The 22455-nt window shown below is 70.7% G+C and carries 27 protein-coding genes; 12 read left to right on the top strand and 15 right to left on the bottom strand.

Annotated features, from left to right (window positions below; genetic code table 11):
• Nucleotides 1-47: 47 nt before the first annotated feature.
• The 5 genes from AC3IF3_RS05130 to AC3IF3_RS05110 form a co-directional block, all read right to left on the bottom strand.
• The gene (locus AC3IF3_RS05130) at nt 48-647 is read right to left on the bottom strand and encodes a GNAT family N-acetyltransferase (protein ID WP_489219969.1); all 600 of its coding nucleotides are present in this window, start codon (nt 645-647) and stop codon (nt 48-50) included.
• A gap of 186 nt (nt 648-833) precedes the next feature.
• Nucleotides 834-1100, bottom strand: a complete 267-nt coding sequence (gene rpmA, locus AC3IF3_RS05125) for a 50S ribosomal protein L27 (protein WP_243965695.1) — start codon at nt 1098-1100, stop codon at nt 834-836.
• 85 nt (nt 1101-1185) lie between these two features.
• The gene (gene rplU / locus AC3IF3_RS05120; RefSeq protein WP_243965702.1) at nt 1186-1500 is read right to left on the bottom strand and encodes a 50S ribosomal protein L21; all 315 of its coding nucleotides are present in this window, start codon (nt 1498-1500) and stop codon (nt 1186-1188) included.
• A gap of 180 nt (nt 1501-1680) precedes the next feature.
• A complete protein-coding gene (locus tag AC3IF3_RS05115) occupies nt 1681-2139 on the bottom strand; it encodes a hypothetical protein (RefSeq protein WP_489227644.1) in 459 nt (152 codons plus the stop codon).
• Between the two features lie 92 nt (nt 2140-2231).
• Nucleotides 2232-2864: a YceI family protein gene (locus AC3IF3_RS05110; RefSeq protein ID WP_489227643.1), complete on the bottom strand. Its 633-nt coding sequence runs from the start codon at nt 2862-2864 to the stop codon at nt 2232-2234.
• 133 nt (nt 2865-2997) lie between these two features.
• Here AC3IF3_RS05110 and ruvA point away from each other — a divergent pair, with 133 nt between their 5' ends.
• The 7 genes from ruvA (at nt 2998) to AC3IF3_RS05075 (ending at nt 7934) form a co-directional block, all read left to right on the top strand.
• Entirely contained in the window at nt 2998-3615 is a 618-nt protein-coding gene (gene ruvA, locus AC3IF3_RS05105) for a Holliday junction branch migration protein RuvA (protein WP_489227641.1), read from the top strand.
• Between the two features lie 218 nt (nt 3616-3833).
• The gene (locus AC3IF3_RS05100; RefSeq protein ID WP_243965717.1) at nt 3834-4106 is read left to right on the top strand and encodes a (2Fe-2S)-binding protein; all 273 of its coding nucleotides are present in this window, start codon (nt 3834-3836) and stop codon (nt 4104-4106) included.
• 44 nt (nt 4107-4150) lie between these two features.
• The gene (bfr, locus tag AC3IF3_RS05095) at nt 4151-4648 is read left to right on the top strand and encodes a bacterioferritin (protein WP_091714294.1); all 498 of its coding nucleotides are present in this window, start codon (nt 4151-4153) and stop codon (nt 4646-4648) included.
• 96 nt (nt 4649-4744) lie between these two features.
• Nucleotides 4745-5542 carry a 4-hydroxy-tetrahydrodipicolinate reductase gene (gene dapB / locus AC3IF3_RS05090; RefSeq protein ID WP_489227638.1) on the top strand — a complete coding sequence of 266 codons (798 nt, stop codon included), beginning with the start codon at nt 4745-4747 and terminating at the stop codon, nt 5540-5542.
• Between the two features lie 17 nt (nt 5543-5559).
• Nucleotides 5560-6195 (top strand): 2,3-bisphosphoglycerate-dependent phosphoglycerate mutase, encoded by a 636-nt coding sequence (locus AC3IF3_RS05085; RefSeq protein ID WP_489227636.1) that lies wholly within the window; start codon nt 5560-5562, stop codon nt 6193-6195.
• Nucleotides 6196-6840: an alpha-ketoglutarate-dependent dioxygenase AlkB gene (locus AC3IF3_RS05080; protein WP_489227634.1), complete on the top strand. Its 645-nt coding sequence runs from the start codon at nt 6196-6198 to the stop codon at nt 6838-6840.
• Nucleotides 6841-6950: 110 nt separating this feature from the next.
• Nucleotides 6951-7934 carry a hypothetical protein gene (locus tag AC3IF3_RS05075; RefSeq protein WP_489227632.1) on the top strand — a complete coding sequence of 328 codons (984 nt, stop codon included), beginning with the start codon at nt 6951-6953 and terminating at the stop codon, nt 7932-7934.
• Between the two features lie 4 nt (nt 7935-7938).
• Here AC3IF3_RS05075 and AC3IF3_RS05070 read toward each other — a convergent pair whose 3' ends face one another.
• From AC3IF3_RS05070 to AC3IF3_RS05060, 3 genes are all read right to left on the bottom strand, one after another.
• Nucleotides 7939-9558, bottom strand: coding sequence for a gamma-glutamyltransferase family protein (locus tag AC3IF3_RS05070; protein WP_489227630.1), 1620 nt, complete (start codon nt 9556-9558; stop codon nt 7939-7941).
• Between the two features lie 156 nt (nt 9559-9714).
• Nucleotides 9715-10137 (bottom strand): hypothetical protein, encoded by a 423-nt coding sequence (locus AC3IF3_RS05065; RefSeq protein WP_489227628.1) that lies wholly within the window; start codon nt 10135-10137, stop codon nt 9715-9717.
• A gap of 136 nt (nt 10138-10273) precedes the next feature.
• Nucleotides 10274-11116 (bottom strand): hypothetical protein, encoded by an 843-nt coding sequence (locus AC3IF3_RS05060; protein WP_489227626.1) that lies wholly within the window; start codon nt 11114-11116, stop codon nt 10274-10276.
• A gap of 318 nt (nt 11117-11434) precedes the next feature.
• On the opposite strand from AC3IF3_RS05060, the gene AC3IF3_RS05055 reads away from it, so the two are divergent.
• Both AC3IF3_RS05055 and AC3IF3_RS05050 read left to right on the top strand, forming a co-directional pair.
• The gene (locus AC3IF3_RS05055; RefSeq protein WP_489227625.1) at nt 11435-12472 is read left to right on the top strand and encodes an aspartate-semialdehyde dehydrogenase; all 1038 of its coding nucleotides are present in this window, start codon (nt 11435-11437) and stop codon (nt 12470-12472) included.
• Nucleotides 12473-12687: 215 nt separating this feature from the next.
• Nucleotides 12688-14520: an alkaline phosphatase family protein gene (locus AC3IF3_RS05050; protein ID WP_489227623.1), complete on the top strand. Its 1833-nt coding sequence runs from the start codon at nt 12688-12690 to the stop codon at nt 14518-14520.
• A 109-nt stretch (nt 14521-14629) separates the two neighbouring features.
• On the opposite strand, the gene AC3IF3_RS05045 is transcribed toward AC3IF3_RS05050, so the two are convergent.
• The 3 genes from AC3IF3_RS05045 to AC3IF3_RS05035 form a co-directional block, all read right to left on the bottom strand.
• Nucleotides 14630-14911, bottom strand: a complete 282-nt coding sequence (locus tag AC3IF3_RS05045) for a DUF2312 domain-containing protein (protein WP_243965991.1) — start codon at nt 14909-14911, stop codon at nt 14630-14632.
• A 104-nt stretch (nt 14912-15015) separates the two neighbouring features.
• Nucleotides 15016-15324, bottom strand: a complete 309-nt coding sequence (locus AC3IF3_RS05040; RefSeq protein WP_489227622.1) for a DUF1244 domain-containing protein — start codon at nt 15322-15324, stop codon at nt 15016-15018.
• 56 nt (nt 15325-15380) lie between these two features.
• Nucleotides 15381-16157 carry an N-formylglutamate amidohydrolase gene (locus AC3IF3_RS05035; protein WP_489227620.1) on the bottom strand — a complete coding sequence of 259 codons (777 nt, stop codon included), beginning with the start codon at nt 16155-16157 and terminating at the stop codon, nt 15381-15383.
• A 176-nt stretch (nt 16158-16333) separates the two neighbouring features.
• On the opposite strand from AC3IF3_RS05035, the gene AC3IF3_RS05030 reads away from it, so the two are divergent.
• The 3 genes from AC3IF3_RS05030 to pyk all read left to right on the top strand — a co-directional run bounded on the left by AC3IF3_RS05030 (nt 16334) and on the right by pyk (nt 19640).
• Nucleotides 16334-17653, top strand: coding sequence for a glycerate kinase type-2 family protein (locus AC3IF3_RS05030; protein WP_489227619.1), 1320 nt, complete (start codon nt 16334-16336; stop codon nt 17651-17653).
• Complete coding sequence (locus AC3IF3_RS05025) at nt 17619-18092, top strand: DUF1036 domain-containing protein (protein ID WP_243965773.1); 474 nt, start codon at nt 17619-17621, stop codon at nt 18090-18092. Before AC3IF3_RS05030 ends, AC3IF3_RS05025 begins: the two co-directional genes overlap by 35 nt.
• A gap of 111 nt (nt 18093-18203) precedes the next feature.
• On the top strand, nt 18204-19640 hold the full coding sequence (pyk, locus tag AC3IF3_RS05020; RefSeq protein WP_489219952.1) for a pyruvate kinase: 1437 nt from the start codon (nt 18204-18206) through the stop codon (nt 19638-19640).
• 179 nt (nt 19641-19819) lie between these two features.
• Here the strand turns inward: pyk and AC3IF3_RS05015 are convergent, their stop codons facing one another.
• The 4 genes from AC3IF3_RS05015 to AC3IF3_RS05000 form a co-directional block, all read right to left on the bottom strand.
• Entirely contained in the window at nt 19820-20830 is a 1011-nt protein-coding gene (locus AC3IF3_RS05015; protein ID WP_489227618.1) for an alpha/beta fold hydrolase, read from the bottom strand.
• Entirely contained in the window at nt 20827-21438 is a 612-nt protein-coding gene (locus AC3IF3_RS05010; RefSeq protein WP_489227616.1) for a tetratricopeptide repeat protein, read from the bottom strand. Before AC3IF3_RS05010 ends, AC3IF3_RS05015 begins: the two co-directional genes overlap by 4 nt.
• Nucleotides 21439-21558: 120 nt before the next feature.
• Nucleotides 21559-21684: a type B 50S ribosomal protein L36 gene (gene ykgO, locus AC3IF3_RS05005; RefSeq protein ID WP_003601867.1), complete on the bottom strand. Its 126-nt coding sequence runs from the start codon at nt 21682-21684 to the stop codon at nt 21559-21561.
• 162 nt (nt 21685-21846) lie between these two features.
• Nucleotides 21847-22425 carry a PAS domain-containing protein gene (locus tag AC3IF3_RS05000; RefSeq protein ID WP_489227614.1) on the bottom strand — a complete coding sequence of 193 codons (579 nt, stop codon included), beginning with the start codon at nt 22423-22425 and terminating at the stop codon, nt 21847-21849.
• Nucleotides 22426-22455 lie beyond the last annotated feature (30 nt).

The raw sequence follows: 22455 nt of genomic DNA, 5'->3' as shown, positions 1-22455 counted from the left end.
CGGCGATGAATATGGGGTGCCCGATCGGGCCCGGCGCCCGGGGACGCTCAGGACGCTTCCGCCAGGTCCGGCTCGGTGACCCGCTGGCGCGCGGCCCATTCGGTGCCGTCCAGGGCGAACCAGTCCAGGTCCCGCGCGCCGCCGCGGGCCGGGCTCGGCGTCGACCGCCGGTCGGTCCAGCGGAACCCAATCTTCTCGATCACGCGCTGCGAGGCCCGGTTCGCCGGCAGCGCCCCCGCGGTCAGGCAGGTGCCCCCGGCATAGGCGAAGAAGGCGTGGACCAGGGCCCCGGCGGCTTCGCTCATCAGGCCGTTTCCCCACCAGGGCTGGCCGAGCCAGTAGCCGAGATGCGGCGCACCCGCGTCCCCCGCGATTCCGACCAGGCCGATCAGGCGGCCGGGGGCGGCGCGCAGGGTGAGGGCGAGGGTCAGGCCCGTCCCGGCGTTGTTGGCACCGCGGACCTTCACCAGGAAGTCATCGACCGCCTCGCGCCCTAGGGGATGCGGGATATGCGCGGTCATCTCGGCCACGGCCCGCTCGCCCGCGAGCGCCATGATGGCCGGAGCGTCCTTGGCGGTCGGCCAGCGCAGCCACAGCCGGCGGGTCTCGATCCGGAAGACGTCATCGCGGGTCAGGTCGGGGAACATCGTGCCCTCGCAGGGACGGCGCGCCCGGCCCGGGGCACCGTCTCAAGACGACGAAGGGGAGGATGGCGTCCCATCCTCCCCGGTGTTCCGTCCGACCCGGCCCGTCAGGGGCCCGGCAACGACGTCTCCGGTCCGGTGTGGGACACCGGGCGGGACGCCAGCTTCGCCACGTGGGGCGCCCGCCTGTTATTCCGCGGCCTCAGCCAGCGGCGTTACCGCTACGAAGTCGCGCCCGCGGCGCGTCTCGAAGCGGACATGGCCCGGGACCAGCGCGAACAGCGTGTGATCCTTGCCCATGCCGACATTGGTGCCGGGATGCCATTTGGTGCCGCGCTGACGCACGATGATGTTGCCCGGAATCACGGCTTCCGAGCCGAACTTCTTGACGCCGAGGCGCCGGCCTGCCGAGTCGCGACCGTTGCGGGACGAGCCGCCTGCCTTCTTGTGTGCCATGGGATGAACTCCGAATTCTGATCTGCGGGGGTGCGGTCGCGGATCGGGCCCTGACGGACCGCTACGCGCCCTGCGGGGCCGTGCCTCAGGCCTGGATGCCGGTGATGCGCACGACCGTATGGTCCTGCCTGTGGCCGCGCTTGCGGCGCGAGTTCTGGCGGCGGCGCTTCTTGAAGGCGATCACCTTCTTGTCGCGGCCGTGGCGCACGATCTCGCCCGTGACGCTGATGCCCGACAGGGTCGGGGCGCCGACCTGAGTCGCGCCCGCGCCGTCGGCGAACAGCAGGACCTCGCCGAAGGTCACGGCCTCGCCAGCCTCGCCGGCCAGGGTGGCGATGGTGATGGTGTCGTTGGCGGCGACGCGGTACTGCTTACCGCCCGTCTTGATGACTGCGAACATCGTTCTCTCGTGTTCTCGAACGGCCTCCGGGGCGGCTGCCCCTGGACCGGCTTCTTGTTTGAAGTCATTGCGCGGGCTTGAGCCCGGACAACGCGAAACGCGCGGACCCCTTGAGAGGCCGCGCGCCATGCGGGCTCAGTAGGGGCGAGGCACCGCCGTGTCAATCCTCGCCGGACGCGCTCAGCGGATCGGCGCTCCGGTGGCCAGGATACCTTTGGCGACGCTGCCCTGCGGCCCGAACGCCGCCAGCGCGCCCGCGCACCACGCTTCGCGGCCGTCTGCGGCGAGCTGCTGGCGGACCTGGGAGGCGCGCGTCCGCAGCTTCTCCTGCAGTACGGTTTCCTGGCCGGCATTAACCCGGGCGCCGAGGCGCAGGGTCGTCAGCTGTCCGGCCTTCACCTGAACCCCGGGACAGGATTGCTCGGCGATGATCGTCGTGGCCGCCGCCTCGGCATAGCTGTCGAGGGGGGATGCCGGGGCGACGGGCGCGGGGGAGGGCGCTTGCGCGCAGGCCGGTCCGGCAAGAACCAGGGCCAGGAAGAGAGATGGCCGGCGCAGCGCTCGGACCTCCACGAGGCCGTCTCTGCCGTCCCGCCGGGTCTGGCTGGTCCGGGCCCCGTCGACAACGCGCTTCGTCATGCTCGGCCACCTCTCCGACGCGGTGCAGCGACGGCGGCTGCCTACACCCGCGCCGGGGCCAGCGTCACCCGGCCCGCCGCACGGCAACGTCCTCACGGAACCGCCTTGAACTCCCCTTCGATGCGCAGGCTCACCTCGTCGCCGAGGCCCGGGAGGTAGGCGTTGATGCCGAACTCCGAACGCTTGACCATGGCCCGCCCATCGAACCCGACGGTATAGCGCTGGTCGACCGGATGGATCCCGGCTTGGTTGAAGGTCGCGTCGATGGCGAGCGGCCGGACCGTGCCGCGCAGGTTCAGGTCCCCGGTGATCCGCGCGGTGGTCGGGCTCGTCGGCTCGACCGTGGTGGCCGTGAAGGTCGCCGCCGGGAACTTCGCGGTGTCGAAGAAATCCGGCGCCGCGAGGTGTTCGTTCAGGCGGGTGCTGCCGGTGATCACCCCGGCCAGGGGCACGCTCACGGCGAGGCGGCTCTTCTCCGGGGCCTTCGGATCGAGGGTGAGGGTGCCGGTCAGGCCGGCGAACTGCCCGTAATAGGTCGAGTAGCCGAGGTGCGAGACCGACCACGTGATCTTGCCGTGATCGGGATCGAGCACGTACGCGCCCGGCCGCACCTGGGTCGGATCCGCGCTCGGCGCGACCGGAACGGCCGCCGCGGCGGGGTCCTCCGCCGCCCGCGCGGGCGCCAGGATCAGCAGGCCCAGCAGGGCAAGAAGTGGCGCGCGCATGCTCGTCCCCCATGGCCGGCCAAGCTCGGCCGGCGCGGCGCCCGTGATTTCATGAAGTCCCGGCGGGCTCAAGCGCGTCTGGCGGACGCGCTTGCGCTTCTGTAGGCATCCCTCGACAGCGGGCGGGCTTGGAATGATCGGGAAACTCAGGGGCGTGGTGGATTCGTTCGGAGAGGATTTCGTGATCCTCGACGTCTCGGGGGTCGGATACATCGCGCATTGCTCGGCCCGGACCCTTCAGCGCATGCCCAAGGTCGGCGAGCCCGCGAAGCTCTCCATCGAGACGTATGTCCGCGAGGATATGATCCGCCTCTACGGGTTCCGGTCCGATGCGGAGCGGGAGTGGTTCCGCCTGCTCCAGACCGTGCAGGGCGTCGGCGCCCGGGTGGCGCTCGGGGTCCTCTCGGTGCTGGAGCCGGAGGCCCTGGCCGGCGCCATCGCGACGGGCGACAAGGGGGCGATCAGCCGCGCACCCGGCGTGGGACCGCGGCTCGCCGCGAGGCTGGCGGCCGAGCTGAAGGACAAGGCCCCCGCCTTCACCCCCATGGATCCCGCCCTGGCCGCCCTGGGCGGCGCCGCGGAGACCGGCGCCCCCCCCGGGCCGGTGGCCGATGCCGTGTCGGCCCTCGTCAATCTCGGCTACCCGCAGATCCAGGCCGCGACCGCCATCGCCGCGGCGCTGAGGGAAGCCGGGCCGGAGGCCGAGGCCAGGGTCCTGATCCGCCTGGGGCTGCGCGAACTCGCGCGTTGACGCCCCGCCGCCGGGTCGGGCGCCCCGGCGCTTGGGGTCTGGGCCCGAACATATCGAACCGGGTCTCTTGACCCGGTCAAAGTCGGATGCCATTTCCGAAAAAGACCAGTAAGATGTTGAAACTTCGCTAGTTTTCAACTTTTCTAATCTGGCGGAGTGCAGGAGTTCGGCCCGGAACCCTCGGGCCGCACCGGAAGAAGGCGGGATCTGCGGCACGCATGATCGTCTGTTCTTGCAACGTCCTTTCCGACGGCGCCGTTCGCTCCTGCCTGGCCCCCGGACCGGGATGCCCCCGGACACCGGCCCAGGTCTATGCCTGCCTCGGATGCAGCCCGAAATGCGGGCGCTGCGCCCGGACCATCCGTGCCATCATGCGGAGCGCGCTCGGTCAGGACGAGCCATCGGAGGGCAGCCATGCCTGCTCGACAGCTTGCGCTCAGGCTTGCAGTTTGGTTTTGCTCCAAACTGCGGATGAGGGAGTCGCCGCCTGACGTGACTGCCCCCGCCAGAAAAGATTGCAAGGAGTCCGGGGGCTATGAAGGGCGACACCAAGGTCATCGAGTATCTGAACCGCGGCCTGCGCAGCGAGCTGACCGCCGTCAGCCAATACTGGCTGCATTTCCGCATGCTCAACAACTGGGGCTATATCGATCTGGCCAAGTTCTGGCGCAAGGAATCGATCGAGGAGATGAACCACGCCGACCGGTTCATCGACCGGATCCTGTTCCTCGAAGGGTTCCCGAATCTCCAGGAACTCGAGCCGCTCCGGATCGGCCAGAACGTCCAGGAGGTCATCGAGTGCGACCTCGCCGCCGAACACGGCGCGCGGAACCTCTACCTCGAAGCCGCGCAGTACTGCGACTCGATCAACGACCGCGTGTCCATGCGCCTGTTCGAGGAGCTGGCGGAGGACGAGGAGGGCCATATCGACTTCCTCGAGACGCAGCTCGACCTCATCAAGCAGATCGGCCTGCCGCTCTACGCGCAGCGGCACATCGGCGGACTTGAGCCGATCGCGCCCGAGAAGGATTAATCGGCTCCGGGCCCCCGCGGCGATGCGGGGGCCCACTAAGGATGGCGCAGCTGGCTTGGACGGCCCGCGCCACGAGGCACGGGAACGGGAATCGGGATGCGGCTCGTTGTGGTCGGCGCCGACGGGCGCATGGGGCGGATGCTGGTGCGCGCGGTCGCCGAAGCGGAGGGCTGCGCGCTCTCCGCGGCGATCGAGCGGGCGGGCTCGCCGGCGCTCGGGCAGGATGCGGGCACGCTCGCCGGCCTCCCGCCCCTCGGCGTCCCCGTCACCGACGATCCGCTCAGGGCCTTCGCCGCCGCCGACGGCGTGCTCGACTTCACAACCCCGGCGGCCACGATCCACTTCGCCGAACTCGCCGCCCAGGCCCGCATCGTCCACGTGGTCGGCACCACCGGCCTGTCGGACGACGATCTGAGCAGGCTCGAGGCGGCCTCCTATCACGCGCGGATCGTCCAATCGGGGAACATGTCGCTCGGCATCAACCTGATGGCCGAGCTCGTCCGGCGGGTCGCCAAGGCACTCGGGGACGAGTTCGACATCGAGATCTGCGAGATGCACCACCGCATGAAGGTCGATGCCCCCTCGGGGACGGCGCTGTTGCTCGGCGAGGCCGCCGCCGCGGGCCGCGATGTCGAGTTGAAGGCGGTCCGCGTCTCGACTCGGAACGGGCATACCGGGGCGCGCCGGCCGGGCGATATCGGCTTCGCGACCCTCCGGGGCGGCACGGTGGTCGGGGATCACAGCGTGATCTTCGCCGGCCCGGGCGAGAGCCTGACGATCAGCCACCACGCCGCCGACCGCGGGCTGTTCGCCGCCGGGGCGGTCAAGGCGGCCCTCTGGGCACATCCCAAGCCGCCGGGGCTCTACGCCATGGCGGACGTGCTCGGCCTGTGACGGGGACCGCACCGCCGATGGAACGCATCCTGGTCCTGGCCCGCCACGGCCAGAGCGAATTCAACCGGCTCAACCTGTTCACGGGCTGGCGCGATCCCGACCTCACCGAGCGCGGCATCGCCGAAGCCCGGGCCGCGGGACAAGCGCTGAAGCGGGCGGGCCACGCCTTCGACGTCGCGTTCACCTCCGGGCTGGTGCGGGCGCAGCACACCTGCGCGCTCATGCTCGAAGAGATGGGATTGGCGGCCATCCCGGTGCTGCGGGACGGCGCGCTCAATGAGCGCGATTACGGCGACCTGTCGGGCCTCAACAAGGACGAGGCCCGCGGCCGCTGGGGCGACGCGCAGGTCCACCAGTGGCGTCGCTCCTACGACGTGCGGCCGCCCGGCGGCGAGAGCCTCAAGGACACGGTGGCGCGGGTGCTGCCCTTCTATATCGAGGCGATCCTGCCCCGGGTGATGCGCGGCGAGCGGGTGCTGGTGGCGGCCCACGGCAATTCGCTGCGGGCCCTGGTCATGGTCCTCGATCAGCTCGACAGCGAGACGGTCGCGGCGCTGGAGATCCGGACCGGCGAGCCCCTGATCTACCGTCTCCATGCGGACACCACCGTCGCGGCCAGGTCGGTCCTCGAACGGGACGCGGCGGCCGCCTGAGTGGCGCGGGAACTCGCACCCGGCCTGATCCACCACCCGGGCTTCCTCGATCCGGCGGCGCGCCTCCGCCTGGCCGACGAGGTTGCCGCGGTGCTCGACGACGCGCCGGCCATCACGCCACGGATGCCGCGCACCGGCACGCCCTTCTCCGTGCGGATGTCCAATGCCGGGCCGCTCGGGTGGGTCTCGGACATCCGGGGCTACCGCTATCAGGCGGCGCATCCCGAGACGGGACGGCCCTGGCCGGCGATTCCGCACACGGCCCTGGCGGCCTGGGACCGGCTCGCCTGCTACCCAGCCCCGCCGGAGGCCTGCCTGATCAACCTCTACGACCCGGGCGCCCGCATGGGGCTCCACCAGGACCGGGACGAGGCGGACCTGTCCGCCCCGGTCGTCTCCCTGTCCCTCGGGGCACCCGCTCTGTTCCGCTACGGCGGTCTGCGGCGCAAAGATCCGACGCGCTCGGTCCGGCTGCTCGCGGGCGACGCCCTCGTCATCGGCGGCGCCGCGCGGCTGATCCATCACGGGATCGACCGGCTCTATCCGTCGGGCGTTCTGCTCGACGCGGATCCACGCGCCGGTTTTATGCCGACCGGGGGCCGCTGCAACCTGACGCTGCGCCGGGTCACCGCGCCCGCCGGCTGATCGGGCCTCCCAATATCCTGATCTTCCAGCCGCTTGACAGCGGCGGCGCGCCGTCGGACGCATCGCGCAAGGCGCGGCCCACCGGGCCCGCCGGGGAGACACGAAGGCCGATGCTGGTGCGTAACCTGACGCTGCGTCGCGGGCGGAACCTCGTCCGCGCGACCCTCGTGCTCGCGACCCTGGCATTCGGACCCGGCGCCCCGGCCCGGGCCGGGGACGCCGTCTTCCCGCCGGGCTCGCGCTTCGGCTTCGAGCCCCCGGCCGACATGACGCTGTCGCGGCGTTTTTCGGGCTTCGAGCGCAAGGAGGGAGGGGCCACCGTCTCGGTGGTGGAACTGCCGCCGAACGCCTTCGCGGAACTCGTCAGCGGCTTCACCGATGCCAACCTCCTGAGCCAGGGGTTCGCGGTCGAGAAGCGCGAAGAGATCAAGATCGGCGACAACGAGGGCATGCTCTACACCGGCGAGCAGCCCGCCGACCCGAACGCCTCCGCGCCGGCGATCCGGAAATGGATCCTGGTCGTCGGCGCGCCCAGCGTGACAGGCCTGGTCATCGCCCAGGCGCTGCCCGACGCCGAGACCGAGGACTCGATGCGGCGGATGGTGACCGGGGTGAGCCTGCGTCCGGCGCTGACGCTGGACCAGCAGGTCGACGCGCTGCCCTTCCGCATCGCCGACCTGGCGGGCTTCCGTCCCGTCCGGGTGCTCGCCGGAAACTCCGTCCTGCTGACCCAAGGCCCCAAGGACCAGATGCAGAATCTGGAGCAGCCGATCCTGGTGCTGGCGCAGGCGGTGCAACAGCCGCCGACCGCCGAGCAGCGCGACGGCTTCGCCCGCGCGGCGCTGGCCTCGAACCAGACCCTGAAGGATTTCGTGATCGAGCGGGCGCAGAGCTACCGCTCGAACGGCGTCGACTGGCACGAGATCGTGGCCCGCGCCGTCGACCAGCCGACCAACATGCCGGTGGTGGTCTCGCAGACCATCCGGTTCAACCCGGACGGCTATCTGCGCGCCCTCGGCGTCGTCCGTGAGGACCAGCGGACCGGGGTGCTCGCGAAGTTCCGCGAGCTGGTCGACAGCGTCCAGCTGAAGTAGCGCCTCACCAGACCGCGGCCTGCCCGTCCCGGCGCGGATCGCTCGCCGCCACGTAGCCCTCGACCGCCGGGTCGCCCATCCGCCAGATGAACTGGCCGGCACCGAAATCCTGATAGCTATCCTGGATCACCTCCAGCCGGTGGCCTAGGGCCTTCAGCCGATCCAGAGTGGCGGCCGGCATCGCCGCCTCGACGTTGATGTCGAGGCCTTCGCTGACGCGCCAGCGCGGCGCGTCGCAGGCCGCCTGCGGGTTCTGGCCGTGGTCGAGCATCCGCACCAGGGTCTGGACATGGCCTTGCGGCTGCATGTTGCCGCCCATCACGCCGAAGCTCATCACCGGCGCCCCGTCCCGGGTGAGGAAGCCCGGGATGATGGTGTGGAACGGCCGCTTGCCGGGGGCGACGACGTTGGGGCTCTCCGGATCGAGGATGAAGCCGTAGCCGCGGTTCTGTAGCGAGATGCCCCAGCCGGGAACCACGACTCCGGATCCGAAGCCCATGAAGTTCGACTGGATGAAGCTCACCATCATGCCGGATTCGTCCGCCGCGGTGAGGTAGATGGTCCCGCCGGCGGGCGGCTTGCCGGGGCCGAACACCTGGGCGCGGTTCCGGTCGATCAGCCGGGCGCGACCCGCGAGATAGGCCGGGTCGAGCATCGCCTCCGGCGTCACTGCCATCCCCCGCGGATCGGCGACGTAGCGGTAGGTGTCGCTGAAGGCGAGCTTCATCGCCTCGATCTGGAGATGCTGGGCCTCCGGTCCGTCGACGGCCAGACCGGCGAGGTCGAAATGCTCCAGGATGCCCAGGGCGATCTGCGCGGCGATGCCCTGGCCGTTCGGCGGGATCTCGTGCAGCGTGTAGCCGCGGTAGTCCTGGGCGGTGGGCGTCACCCATTCGGGGCGATACCCGGCGAGGTCCGCCGCCGTCAGGGCGCCGCCATGGGCCTGGGCATGCGCGGCGATCGCCTCGGCGATCTCGCCCCGGTAAAAGGCCTCACCCTTGGTCTCGCCGATCAGCCGCAGGGTCTTCTCGGCGCCGGGGAAGGTCACCAGCTCGCCGACCTCCGGGGCCCGGCCGCGGGGCAGGAAGAACTCCGCGAAGCCCGGCTGCCGGGTGATCGCCTCGACCCGGGCGGCCGCCGCCCATTTCTGCTGCACCACGACCGGCGCGAGATAGCCCCGCTCGGCGATGCGGATTGCCGGTTGCATCAGGTCGGCGAAGGGGAGGCGGCCGAAGCGCTCGCTAAGCGCGACCCAGGCGGCGACCGCGCCGGGGACGGTCACGGAATCCCAGCCCCGCATCGGCGGCCGTTCCGCGGGGCCGTATTTCCGCAGGAAGTAGTCGCGGGTCCAGGCCGCCGGGGCCCCACCCGAGGCGTTGAGGCCGTGCAGCGCCTGGCCGTCCCACAGGATGCAGAAGGCGTCCGAGCCGAGACCGTTGCTGCACGGCTCGGTCACGGTCTTGGCGGCCGCCGTGGCGATGGCCGCATCCACGGCGTTGCCGCCGGCCTGCAGCATCTGGATCCCGGCCTGCGCGGCCAGGGCGTGCGAGGTCGCCACGCAATTGCGCCCGAACATCGGCATGCGCAGGGACGGATACCCGGACACCCAGTCGAACGGCTTCATGGCACAACCCTCGCGGCGGCGGCGCGACCATGCCCGCAATTCCTGGCATACAGGATATCGGGTATCCGTGAAGGCCCGGATGGGGAGGCGGCAAACGCGAAACGCGGACCCGAGGGCCCGCGCTGCACAACGTTCGATGTGTCTGGACGATTGTGATCAGTAGGGGCGGCCGTAGAGCGGCGAGGTCGGGTCCAGCCGGTCGACGAAGGAGAGGTCGACGTTGCGGACCGCGGACGAGCGCGCGCCGATGAACGGGCCGTTGGTGATCGGATCCGGCAGGATCCCGCGGCCGTAGCGATCGCTCGGGCCGTAGGGGGGCGTCAGCTGGTTGGAGGCTGCGATCAGGTAGGGGTTGAGGGCCGGGTTACGCGAGCCGCCGGCGCCCGGAACGTTGGAGGTGAGCGGCACGTTGCCAGCGTCGAGCCAGCTGCGGGGGCGCACGCGGATCGGGAGCGGGCGGCTGACCCGGTAGATCGGGCCCGGAACGAAGCCATCCTGCGCCTCGGCGGGCGCGGAGGTTAACGCGCCGAGGCCGGTGGCGGCGATGACGCCGAGAAGGGCGATTCTGAGCGAGCGCATGGCCAACCTTATCTGTGAGTTTCACCAGTGTGACGGGCGAAACTTAACAGTTCGCCGCCTTTGACGAGAAGACGCTTGGCCGAGGCTGTTGTTCCGCCTCTAAGGCCGAGCTTACGCGTTTTGCCACACTTGAGCCTCATTTTTTATTTCGCGACCGTTTCGCGCTGGATCCGGCCCCGTCCGCAGCCTCCGCGACCTGCGAGACGGGAGGACAGGACCGCGTCGACGCTGCGCCCGCGAAGGCCGCGGTCGTCTCCGGATCGCCCAGATCGAGGAAGCGCAGCGCGTCGAGTGTGCAGGCCAGCGCCTGGAGCTCGGGCGGCCGCCCGAGCGGGGCACAGGACCAGCCGTCGAGCCGGAAGGCGGCTCCGCGGGTGACGAAGCCCGCGCAGGTTCGCGGCATCGGTCCGCCGAAGGTCACCTCCAGGGTTTCCACCGCACCGAACTTGGTGTCGATCTGGCCGCGCGCACCAGTCCGCAGGACCGAGAGGGCCGGCCGATCGATGGTCGGGCCGGTTGCGGCCCGCCGGGCCATCAGGACGAACAGCGTGGGTGCCGCGCCGGCTTCCGTCCCGCGGCTGAGGGTCACCCGCAGCGCGGGCGCCTCCAGGGCATCGAAGTCGCCCCGGGTGAGCGTATCCTCGCGCAGGCCCGATCGCGGATCGATCCGGGCGGACACGCGCACGGGCTCGAGACCGGGCTCCGCCACGTCGAACCGGGCCGCGGGGAGGGGCGGCGGTGCCGCGCGCGCCCGCATCGTCGGGACGAAGCCGAGCCCGGGGCCGGCAGAGGCCAGGGACATGCCGGGGACCGTGGCGGCGGGCTCGACCCCCGGACGCCACGCGCAGACGCACAGCAGGGCGATGATGGAAGAGGCGAGGACGAGGCGCAGGCCGAGCGCCCCCGGCGACAGCGCGGTCCGCTCGACGAGCCCCGCGGGCGCGATCCCGGCCCTCGCATCTGCCGATCCGATCAGCATGGCACCCCGTGCGGACAACGGACCCCATGGTCCGCCCGCGACGATCGCAGGAAAGGATTGAATTCCCTTTCCGGTCCACGTCCCGCCGTCAGCTTTTCCGGCGCAGGGTGAATCGATCGTTGCGCGGGAGCCGGCCTTGACAGGGCTGACCCTTGCGCGCCTTGCTCGGCCCGACCGTCGATCCCACCTCCGATCAGGACGGGGTCTGCGGTCGCGCCCGTCGATGGGCGCTGTCCGGCACGAACGATCCTTCGGCCGATATGTCTGGCAGGGGCGCGGCGCCCGGATCGGTCAGGGTTTTCCGCGCGGAGACGAGAGATGGGTTACAAGGTCGCCGTCGTCGGCGCCACGGGCAACGTGGGCCGCGAGATCCTCGATATCCTGGCCGAGCGGGCTTTCCCCGCCGACGAGGTCGTGGCTCTGGCCTCGCGCCGCAGCCAGGGTCAGGAAGTCTCCTACGGCGACAAGACGCTCAAGGTCAAAACGCTGGACACCTACGACTTCTCCGACACGGACATCTGCCTGATGTCGGCGGGTGGCGAGACCTCGAAGGAATGGTCGCCGCGCATCGGCCAGCAGGGCTGCGTGGTGATCGATAATTCCTCGGCCTTCCGCTACGACGCGGACGTGCCGCTGATCGTGCCCGAGGTGAATGCCGACGCGGTGGTCGGCTTCTCCAAGCGCAACATCATCGCCAACCCGAATTGCTCGACCGCACAGCTGGTCGTCGCGCTGAAGCCCCTCCACGAGGCGGCGACGATCAAGCGCGTGGTGGTCTCGACCTACCAGTCGGTCTCCGGCGCCGGCAAGGAGGCGATGGACGAGCTGTTCAATCAGACCCGCGCGGTCTTCACCGCCGGCGAGATCAAGCAGGACGGCAAGTTCACCAAGCGTATCGCCTTCAACGTCATCCCCCACATCGACGTGTTCATGGAGGATGGCTACACGAAGGAAGAGTGGAAGATGGTCGCCGAGACCAAGAAGATGCTTGATCCCAAGATCAAGCTGACGGCGACCGCGGTCCGCGTTCCGGTCTTCATCGGGCATGCCGAGGCGGTGAACGTCGAGTTCGAGCGGCCGCTCTCAGCCGAGAGGGCCACCGAGATCCTGCGCAGCGCCCCCGGCGTGCTGGTGGTCGATAAGCGCGAGAACGGCGGCTACATCACGCCCCACGAGGCGGCCGGCGAGGACGCGACCTACGTCTCGCGCATCCGCGAGGATGCGACCGTCGAGAACGGCCTGAATTTCTGGTGCGTCTCGGACAACCTGCGCAAGGGCGCGGCCCTGAACGCCGTGCAGATTGCCGAGGTCCTGATCAACCGCAAGCTGCTGAACCGGGCCAAGCGCGCGGCCTGAGGGCGCTCGATTAAGGACGGGAATCTGGACGGGTGCGCCCGGATTCTCGTTTGCGCGGTTGAAGATCGTACCGCGCTCTCCCTCCCCCCTTTGCGGGGGAGGGGGAGACGCGGAACCGATCGTGCTCCTTCTCGGACGACGCCCCGCAAGCCTTCTGTCACGCGCCTGTCACAGTCTCCGCTCACGCCGCTTGCCGGACGCTACGGAGAGTCATCGTGCTGCGCGCACTCACATCCTGCCTGATCGGACTGGGGCTCCTCGGCGCGTCCGGAGCGCAGGCAGAGCCGCGCAATGTCGTGTTGTTCGTCGCCGACGGCCTGCGCTACGGCATGGTCGACGCCACGAATGCCCCGACCATGGACCGGCTCATGAGGGCCGGCGTGCGATTCACCAACACCCATTCGCTGTTCCCGACCTTCACGATGCCCAATGCCACCGCCATGGCGACCGGGCACATGCTCGGCGATACCGGCCAGTACGGGAACACGATCTACACGGCGTTTCCGGTGCCGGGTGCGGGCGAGAGCCTCACGCCGTTCCTGGAGAACGACCCGGTCCTCGGCGACGTCGATGAGCATTTCGCCGGCAATTACCTGAACGAGGAGACGGTCCTGCGGGCCGCCCATGCCAAGGGCCTGTCCACCGCGAGCATCGGCAAGCTCGGGCCGTCCCTGGTCTTCGATCACACGGCCCGCGCCGGTCAGGAGACGATCCTGATCGACGACAGCACGGGGCGCGCGGGCGGGATCCCGCTGAGCGACGAGCTCAGGACCCGCCTCGGCGCGGCCGGCCTGCCCGTCCAGGCGCCGACGCGGGGCGCCAACGGAGCGGCCGGGAACGCCGAGACGCCGGGCACCGTCGCGGCCAATGTCGAGCAGCAGGCCTATTTCGCCGACGTGGCGACCAAGGCCGTGCTGCCGCTGTTCGCGGCGCGGAAGGCCCCCTTCGTGCTGGTGTTCTGGTCGCGGGATCCGGATGGGACACAGCACAACCAGGGTGACAGTCTGGGCCGGCTGGTTCCCGGCATCAACGGCCCGACCAGCCTGGCGGCCATCCACAACGCCGACACCAACCTCGCCACCCTGCTCGCCGCGCTGAAGGAGCAGGGGCTCGCCGACACGACCGACGTGATCCTGACCTCGGATCACGGCTTCTCGACCATCTCCAAGGAGAGCGCGACGAGCTTCGCGGCCACCCAGAGCTACAAGGGCGTCCCGACCCGTCAGCTTCCGCCCGGCTTCGTCGCCATCGACATCGCGCATGCCCTCGGCTCGAACCTGTTCGATCCCGATGCCAAGGGCGCGAAGCTCGCACCGGACAGCTTCCCGAGCCGGGCGAACGGCCTGATCGGCACCGACCCGGTCAAGCCGGACGTGGTGGTCGCGGCCAATGGCGGGTCGGACCTCGTCTACCTCCCCAGCGGCGACCAGGCCCTGGCGCGCCGGGTGGTCGAGGCCCTGTCGCGGCAGGACTACGTGAGCGGCCTGTTCGTCAGCGCCGCCCTCGGCTCGATCCCGGGGACGCTACCGCTCTCGGCCATTGCCCTCGACGGCTCGGCGCTGACCCCGATGCCTGCCATCGTCGTGAACTTCCGGAGCTTCTCCACCGGCTGCGCCGATCCGACCACCTGCGGCGTCGAGGTCTCGGACACCGCGCTGCAGCAGGGCCAGGGCATGCACGGCAGCTTCTCGCGGGCCGACACGAGGAACGTGATGGGCGCCCTGGGCCCGAGCTTCCGCGCCGGCCTCGAGAGCCCCGTCCCGGCGAGCAACGCTGACCTCGGCAAGACGATCGCCCGGATCCTCGATCTCACGATCCCCGCAAAGGGCACGCTGGTCGGCCGCGTCCTCACCGAGGCTCTGGTCAACGGCGCGACGCCCATAACCGAAGCGAAGGTCGTGCGCTCGGACCCGGACGCCACCGGTCTGGCGACGATCCTAACGTATCAGACGGTCGGGGGGACGCGCTATTTCGATACCGCCGGATATCCGGGCCGCACCCTCGGCTTGAGCGGGGAGACCCGCCCGGTCGCGACCGACGCGCAGTGAGATCGCAACCGGGGTCCCCGGTCCCGTTGGTCCGCCGCCCTGACGCCCCCTGAGCCGCCGTTCGGGGCCGTGTCGTCCCGAACGGGCGGAAGTCGTCCCGGACCCTGGCCTACGCCATGCCGAGGGCCTGCATGTAGAGCTCGAGGATGGCCTCCTGCTCCTGGCGCTCGCTGTGATCCTGTTTGCGGATCCGCAGGATCGTACGGACCGCCTTGGCGTCGAAGCCCCGGCCCTTCAGCTCGGCGAACACCTCCTTGATGTCGCCCATGATGCCGGCCTTCTCCTCCTCCAGCCGCTCCAGGCGCTCGATGAACTGCTTCAGCTCGTCGGCGGCCACGCCCTCGGCCGACGAGACGTCGCCGCCGGGCCGCTGGGACGCGGCGCTGGGCATCGAATGGGCGTTCATGGAGCTCTCCGGACTGCACGGCGCGGTTGCGCCCTCGACCCGTGGTTAACGGGGCGAACTTACCGGAAGCTTAGCCGATTCGCGGCCGTTCAGTGTCCCTCGGGCCGTGAGGCTACGAAGCCCGCCTGCTGCTCGGCGCTCGCCTCGGTCTGGAACTGCGCCTTCCAGGCGCTGTAGGGCATGCCGTAGACCGCCTCGCGACCCTCGTCCTTGGTCATCGGCACGCCGTGGGCGTCGGCGGCGTCCTTGAGCCAGTTCGAGAGGCAGTTCCGGCAGAAGCCCGCGAGGTTCATCAGATCGATGTTCTGCACGTCGGTGCGCGCGCGCAGATGCGCCACCAGCCTGCGGAACACGGCCGCTTCGAGTTCGGTCCGGGTCTGGGCGTCGATCTCACTCATTGAAGGCTTTCCACTTCTTGCACAGTCCCAGGATTTCGGGACCGGGCGCGCCGGGATCAAGTCGCAATCAGCGGCCGGAGGATGCGGGCGAAGCGCGCGGCCCAGTCGAGCTGACCCTCCTCGCCGGCGATCAGATCCTGGCGGATCTCCACCAGGGCGTTGGGCAGGCCGCGCGCGGTGGCGTGACGATCGATCGTGTCGCCCGGCAGGCCGCCGCCATAGGGTTCGTTGTCGCCGACCGTCAGGCCGGCGGGATCGGCTTCGAGGGCCGTGATCAGCGGGCGGGCGAAACGCGCGTCGTGGTCGTACAGGATGCCGACATGCCAGGGCCGCGGATTGCCGCGCCAATACGGCGTGAAGCTGTGCATGGTCAGGATCGCGGGCGGCCGGCCGGCGGCCTCGGCCCAAGCGATCGCCGCCGCGATGGCGGCGTCGAACGGCGCGTAGAAGCGGGCGATCCGCGCCTGCTTGCCGGCCTCGTCGATCCGGGCATTGCCCGGCACCACGGCGCCGTCGGAGAGACGCATCACCAGCGTCGGGTCGGTGCGCCCGCGGTTCGGGTCGATGATCAGGCGGGAGAAGTTCGTCAGGATTGCCGGCACGCCGAGCTGCGCGGCCAGGCGCCGGGTCACCGCCGCCGCGCCGATATCGTAGGCGATGTGCCGGGCGAACTCGCGGGCCGGCAGGCCGAGATCGATATCCGGCGGAACATGGTTCGAGGCGTGGTCGCAGGCGATGACGAGGCCGCAGCCGGGGTCGCCGGGTATGATCTCGCAGGGATGCGGCGCCGGATACGGATCCGGGGTGGCCACTTCAATCTCCGGACGGGTCACGGGGCTCCGAGGTCTTCAGATCTGTGCGGGGGTGCCGATGGCGCTTGCCGTGGCGCGGCGGCTCGGGCAGATCACCTATCAAGGATCGTGCGCTCACGGCAAGAAACGGGCCCGCCGCCCGCAGAGAAACGGGCGGGGACCGCGCGATCGGGTCAGAGAGGAGCCCGTCCGACGCCATGACCGAGACCGTCCCGCCCGTCGCCGATCCGGCCATCCAGGCGCAGCGCGCGTTGCTCGACCGCCTGCTCACGGCGGCGATCCGCGCCACCCATCCCGATCTCTGCCTGCCGCCGCATCTGCCGGCGCCGAGCCCGGGCCGGTTGATCATCCTGGCTGCCGGCAAGGCGGCCGGCAGCATGAGCGCGGTGGCGAGCCGGTTCTACCGCCAGCAGCACGGCCTGGGCGACGACCGGATCGTCGGCCTGGCGGTGGCGCGCCACGGCTACGGCCAGGACGCCCCGGGGATCCACATGGTCGAGGCGGGCCATCCGGTGCCCGACGAGGCCGGTCTCGCGGCGACCAAGGAGGCCCTGCGGCTCGCCACCGAGGCCGGCCCGGAGGACGAGGTGCTGGTGCTCCTCTCCGGCGGCGGCTCGGCCAACTGGATCGCCCCGGCCGGTGACCTGACGCTCACCGAGAAGCAGGCGATCACCCGGGCGATGCTGCGCTCGGGCGCGCCGATCGGCGAGATCAACACGGTGCGCAAGCACATCTCCCGGATCAAGGGCGGCCGCCTCGCGCTGGCCGCCCGCAACGCCCGGCGGATTCTCACCCTCGCGATCTCGGACGTGCCGTTCGACGATCCGGCCGTGATCGCCTCCGGCCCGACGGTGCCCGATCCCTCAACCCTGGCCGAGGCCCGCGCCATCTGCGAGCGCCGGGGCATCCCGCTGCCCGAGGAGGGCCTGCGCCTCCTGAACGACTCCAACAACGAGACGCCCAAGGACGGTGACCCCGCCTTCGCCCGGGCCGAGTACCGGATCATCGCCCGTCCGATCGACGCCCTGAATGCCGCCGCCGAGGCGGCCCGGGCCGCGGGCTACGAGCCGGTGATGCTCGGGGCCGACCTGGAGGGCGAGGCCCGCACGGTCGCGGCCGAGCACGCGGTCGAGGCCAAGCGCCACAAAGCGGCCGGGCGCCGGGTCGCGCTGATCTCGGGGGGCGAACTCACCGTCACCATCCGGGGCGAGGGCAATGGCGGCCCGAACCAGGAATACGCCATGGCGCTGGCGCTGGCGCTGGACGGGGAGCCGGGCATCTCCGGCATCAGCGCGGACACCGACGGCACCGACGGCGGCCGCGGTCTCGCCACCGATCCGGCGGGGGGCCTCGTCGATCCCACGACCCTGGAACGCGCCCGCGCCGCCGGCCTCGACCCGGCCGCGATGCTGGATCAGAACGACTCCACCGCGTTCTTCGCGGCCCTCGGCGACCTCGTGAACCCCGGCCCGACCCGTACCAATGTCAACGACTGCCGCATCATCCTGGTCAATTAAGCTGCACGCTCCGGTCCTCTCCGCAGTCACGGTGGCCGGGCTCGCGCTCTTCAGCGCGAGCCCGGCGAAGGCCGATCTGCGCCTGTGCAACCAGACCGGCAGCAAGGTCGGCATCGCCCTCGGCTATCGCGATCCGCAGGGCTGGGTCACGGAGGGGTGGTGGGACCTCGCGCCGAAAGCCTGCGAGACCCTGCTCAAGGGTGCGCTGGCGGCGCGGTTCTACTACGTCTTCGCGGTGGACTACACGCGCGGCGGCGAATGGAGCGGGCGCTCGCTCATGTGCACGCGCGACTCGGAGTTCACGATCCGGGGCATGGAAGATTGCCTTGCCCGCGGCTATGACCGCAACGGCTTCTTCGAGGTCGATACCGGCGAGCAGAAGAGCTGGACCATCCAGCTCACCGATCCCAACCGGGCCGATGCGCCGGCGAAACCGTAACGCCCCGCCCGTGCCCTTGCGCGGCCCCGCCCGGGATGCGCACACCCACGTCCCATCATCACCACGCGGCGAGCCTCCAGGGCGCGCGCCGAGGATTCCGGAGGATATCGCTTGAAACGCTCGCGCCGCACGAAGATCGTCGCCACCCTCGGGCCGGCCTCCGACTCGCCGGAGATGATCGAGCGGCTGTTCCGCGCGGGCGTGGACGTGTTCCGGCTCAACATGAGCCATCTGCCGCGGGAGTTGCTGCCCGAGAAGGTCGAGGCGATCCGGACCATCGAGCGCGAAGCCAGGCACCCGATCGGGATCCTGGTGGATCTGCAGGGGCCGAAGCTGCGGCTCGGTACCTTCGCGGAGGGCGCCGTGATGATCGAAGCCGGTGCCGCCTTCGTGCTCGACGGCGATCCGACCCCCGGCGATTCCAACCGCTGCCACCTGCCGCATCCGGAGATCCTCCAGGCCCTGGAGCCCGGCCACGCGATCCTGCTCGATGACGGCAAGCTGCGGCTCTCGGTGGTCGAGACATCGCAGAACCGGGCGGTGACCCGGGTCGAGGTCGGCGGACGGATCTCGAATCGCAAGGGCGTGTCGCTGCCGCACACGGTGATCCCGGTGCCGGCCATGACCGACAAGGACCGGGCCGATCTCGACGCCGGCCTCAATGCCGGCGCCGACTGGATCGCCGTATCCTTCGTCCAGCGGCCCGAGGATGTCGCCGAGGTGAAAAAGGTCTGCGCCGGCCGCGCCCTGGTGATGGCCAAGATCGAGAAGCCGCAGGCTCTGGCGCGGCTCGACGAGATCATCGAGATCTCGGACGGCCTGATGGTCGCCCGGGGCGATCTCGGCGTGGAGATGCCCCTGGAGCAGGTTCCGGGTGTGCAGAAGCGCATCACCCGCAGCGCCCGGCGCTTCGGCAAGCCGGTGGTGGTCGCGACCCAGATGCTCGAATCGATGATCACCGCGCCGGTCCCGACCCGCGCCGAGGTCTCCGACGTGGCCACCGCGGTCTACGAGGGCGCAGACGCCGTGATGCTGTCGGCCGAGAGCGCCTCGGGCGCCCATCCGATCGGTGCCGTGGAGACCATGAACCGGATCGCCGAACAGGTGGAGCGGGACGCGCTCTACTGGTCGATCATCCGGGCGCAGAGTGCGACCCCCGACCACACGGCCAACGACGCCATCGCGGCGGCGGCGCACCAGATGGTCAACGCCCTCGACCTCGACGCCATCATGGCCTGGACCAGTTCCGGCTCGACGGCCCTGCGTCTCTCGCGCGAGCGCCCGAACGCTACGGTGATCGCGCTGACGCCCCGGCGGGAGACCGCGCGGCGCCTCGCCCTGGCCTGGGGCACCCATCCGATCGTCACGAAGGACGCCAGCGATGTGGACGACATGTCATTCCGTGCCGCCAAGTTTGCCGTACGCGAAAAGTTCGCCGCGGTGGGCGACCGGGTGATCGTGGTCGCCGGCCTGCCCTTCGGCACGCCGGGGGCGACCAACCTCGTCCGGCTCGCCTTCATCACGCGGGAGCACGCCGAGAAGGCGTGATTCCTATGCGACCCGGTTTTTAAAGACCCGCCCGCTGGTCCTGTGCGCAGGGCAGCCCGTGGCCACTCAACGGCGTCCGATCGAAGGGCTCAGGGCAACCGATCGAAAGATCGCGCTTGGTCGGGTGGAGGGCGCGGATCAGGGAGACCTGTCTGAGATCCGCGCCGCCACCCCGCCGCTCACGGCGTGGCAGCCGGCACGGCCGCGGTCGTCTCGCCGGCGAGCCGGGCGATTTCCTCGGTCACGCGCTCCGCGGCGACGTACTGGAGCATGTGCCCGATCCCCGGCAGCAGCACGAGCCGCGCCCCCGGGATCGCGCGCGCGAGCGGCACCGCCTGAAGGTCGCTGCGCACGATCGGATCGGCCTCGCCGGAGATCACCAGGGTCGGCACGTGGATCGCGCCGTAGCGCGGGCTCTGCGCCGCGAGCGCCGTGGTCAGGCCCAGGAGATCCTGGACGTTGGCGAGCAGCGTCCCGGGGCGCAGGACCAGGGCGGCCCGGGCCGCCTGCGGGTAATCCGGCCGCTCCGGCTGCGGCCGGAAGACCCGGCGCGCCGCCTCCGGCAGGAAACGCTGCGCCAGCGGCGGGCCGATGGTGCGGCTGAGCAGCCACGCCACCGGCGGCGTCACGGCGAGCCGCCAGTACCACGGCAGGTCCGGCATGCGGTCCGGCATCGGCATCGCCACAGGTGCGGCGAGGACGAGGGCCGAGACCCGCTCCGGGTGATCGAGGGCCAGCGCCAGTGCCAGCGAACCGGCCCAGGAATGGCCGAACACGATTGCCGGACCGACACCCATGTTGGCCAGCGCCTCGGCGATCAGCCGCGCCTGCACGGTCGGCGCCGCGGCCTCGGCGCCGGCGATCCGGTCGCTCCAGCCGAATCCCGGCCGGTCGAAGGCGATGACCCGGAACCCTCCGGCCGCGAGGCGGCGGCCGATGCCCTCCATCGGGTCCGACGCATTGGCCGAGGCACCGTGCAGGAGGACGATCGGGACCCCGCCCGCGGGCCCGTCCTGGATCGTGGCGAGGCGCCCGCCGGTCACGTCGACGAAGGGCCCGGCCGGCGGATACTCCGCGCCGACCCGCAGGCTGATCACGAGGCTGATGACGGCGCCGACAGCCAGGATGAGGCTCACCGCCGCTATGGGCAGCGCCAGGATGGCGAGCACGATTCCGAGCACCCGGGTCACAGGTCGCGGCCGTCGACCTCCGGCGCGAGACGATCGATCGCCTCGCCGATCTTGTCCATCTGCGGATAGAGTGACCGGGCCCGGCGGAACGCCGCCAGCGCGTGCACCTTATCGTCCTGGGATTCGTAGATCCGGCCCAGGGCGGCCCAGGCCTCGAAATGGCGCGGCTCCAGGACCAGCGCCCGCTTCAGATCGGCGATGGCGTCATCCCTGTCGGTCAGGAGCCAGAACACCGTCGCGCGCCGATTCCATCCCTCGGACCAGTCGGGCTCCAGGGCCGTGACCCGGTCCATCAGCTCGGCCGCGAGCGGGAACTCGTGCGCCGAGACGGCCTGGCGGGCCCGGTCCGTGAGCAGGTCTGCGGTGGCACTGCCGGACCCGGCGAAGCGCCGCTCGATGAGCCGGGCGATCCCCTTGGCCTCGACCGGATCCTCGCTGGCGCGCAGGCGGGCGAACAGGTCGTCGAGGCTCGGCGGCTTCGGCGCAGGTTTCGCCTCGGGCGCCGCGCGGTTGGGCCGCCCGGCGTCGGCCGCGGCCAGCGCCCCCGGCGTCGCGGCGCTGACGGCCGAAAGAAAGACCAGGGCGGCGAGGCAGCGCGTCGGAATCATGACGCCAGAGTGTGCGCCGCCGACAGACCCGTCAACGTGCCGCGGTGCCGCGCACGCGAAAGCAGCCGCGCCCGTGTGGGAGCGGCTGCCCTTGCCCGACCGCGGCCGGGCCGAAAGCCTTCAACCCTGGCGGGCCTTGAAGCGCTTCTGGGTCTTGTTGATCACGTAGACCCGGCCCTTGCGGCGCACGAGCTGGTTGTCGCGGTGGCGGCCGCGCAGGGACTTGAGCGAGTTGCGGATCTTCATCGGTCTCTCGAGCCCGGAGGGCCGTCCATGGGTGAGATATCGGGAACGCCGCCGAGGGGCAGGACGCGCGAGCGCGTCCAGCGATCACGGCATACGCATCGCGGGATGGCGCCGCCATAACAGGATTCGCCCCGGCAAGGCAAGGCGCGGCCGCGACGTCGCTCAGTGGATGATGTCGAGGTTCGCGGCCGGCGACGTCTCCACCAGCTGGCGCCCGATCTCGTGCAGCAGCACGTCGAGCAACGGCTTGAGGCGTTCGAATGGCGGGTGGTGCAGCTCCGATTCGGCCGACTCGAACAGTGTCAGCGCCAGCCCGGCGACCCGGTCGATGCCGACCGACGACTTGTCCGGGTCGCAGAAGGCGGATTCGTCGAGAAAGCCCCCGCCGTGGCTCGCGGTCACGTCGATGACGATCCCGCGCGCCTCGCTCACCCGACCCTCCCGGTCCCGGCCGAAGCGGCCGCGCGCCAGGATCCATCGGACGTCGTCCGGTTCCGGCACGGTTCGGTACTGCGCCACGAAGAGGCCGCCCTGGCGAAGGCGATCGTCGATCAGGGCGCCGATCCGAAGCCGATCCCCGGGGTGGACGCGATCCAGGAGCCGCGCGAAGGTCGCGCCGCGATCGTTCCGGGCCGGTGGCACGCCCAGCATCGCGGCCGCGACCGCGTCGCAGCGTAGGATCTCGTCGGCGCCATGCCATTCCCAGGTGCCGACATCCGAAGCGGCGAGCGTGCGCGCCACGCTTTCGCTGCCCCGTCGCCTCGTCCGCGC

The sequence above is a fragment of the Methylobacterium sp. J-118 genome (assembly GCF_057836565.1).
Note: the sequence above shows the minus strand (reverse complement) of the source record. Positions and strands in the feature narration are given on the sequence as shown.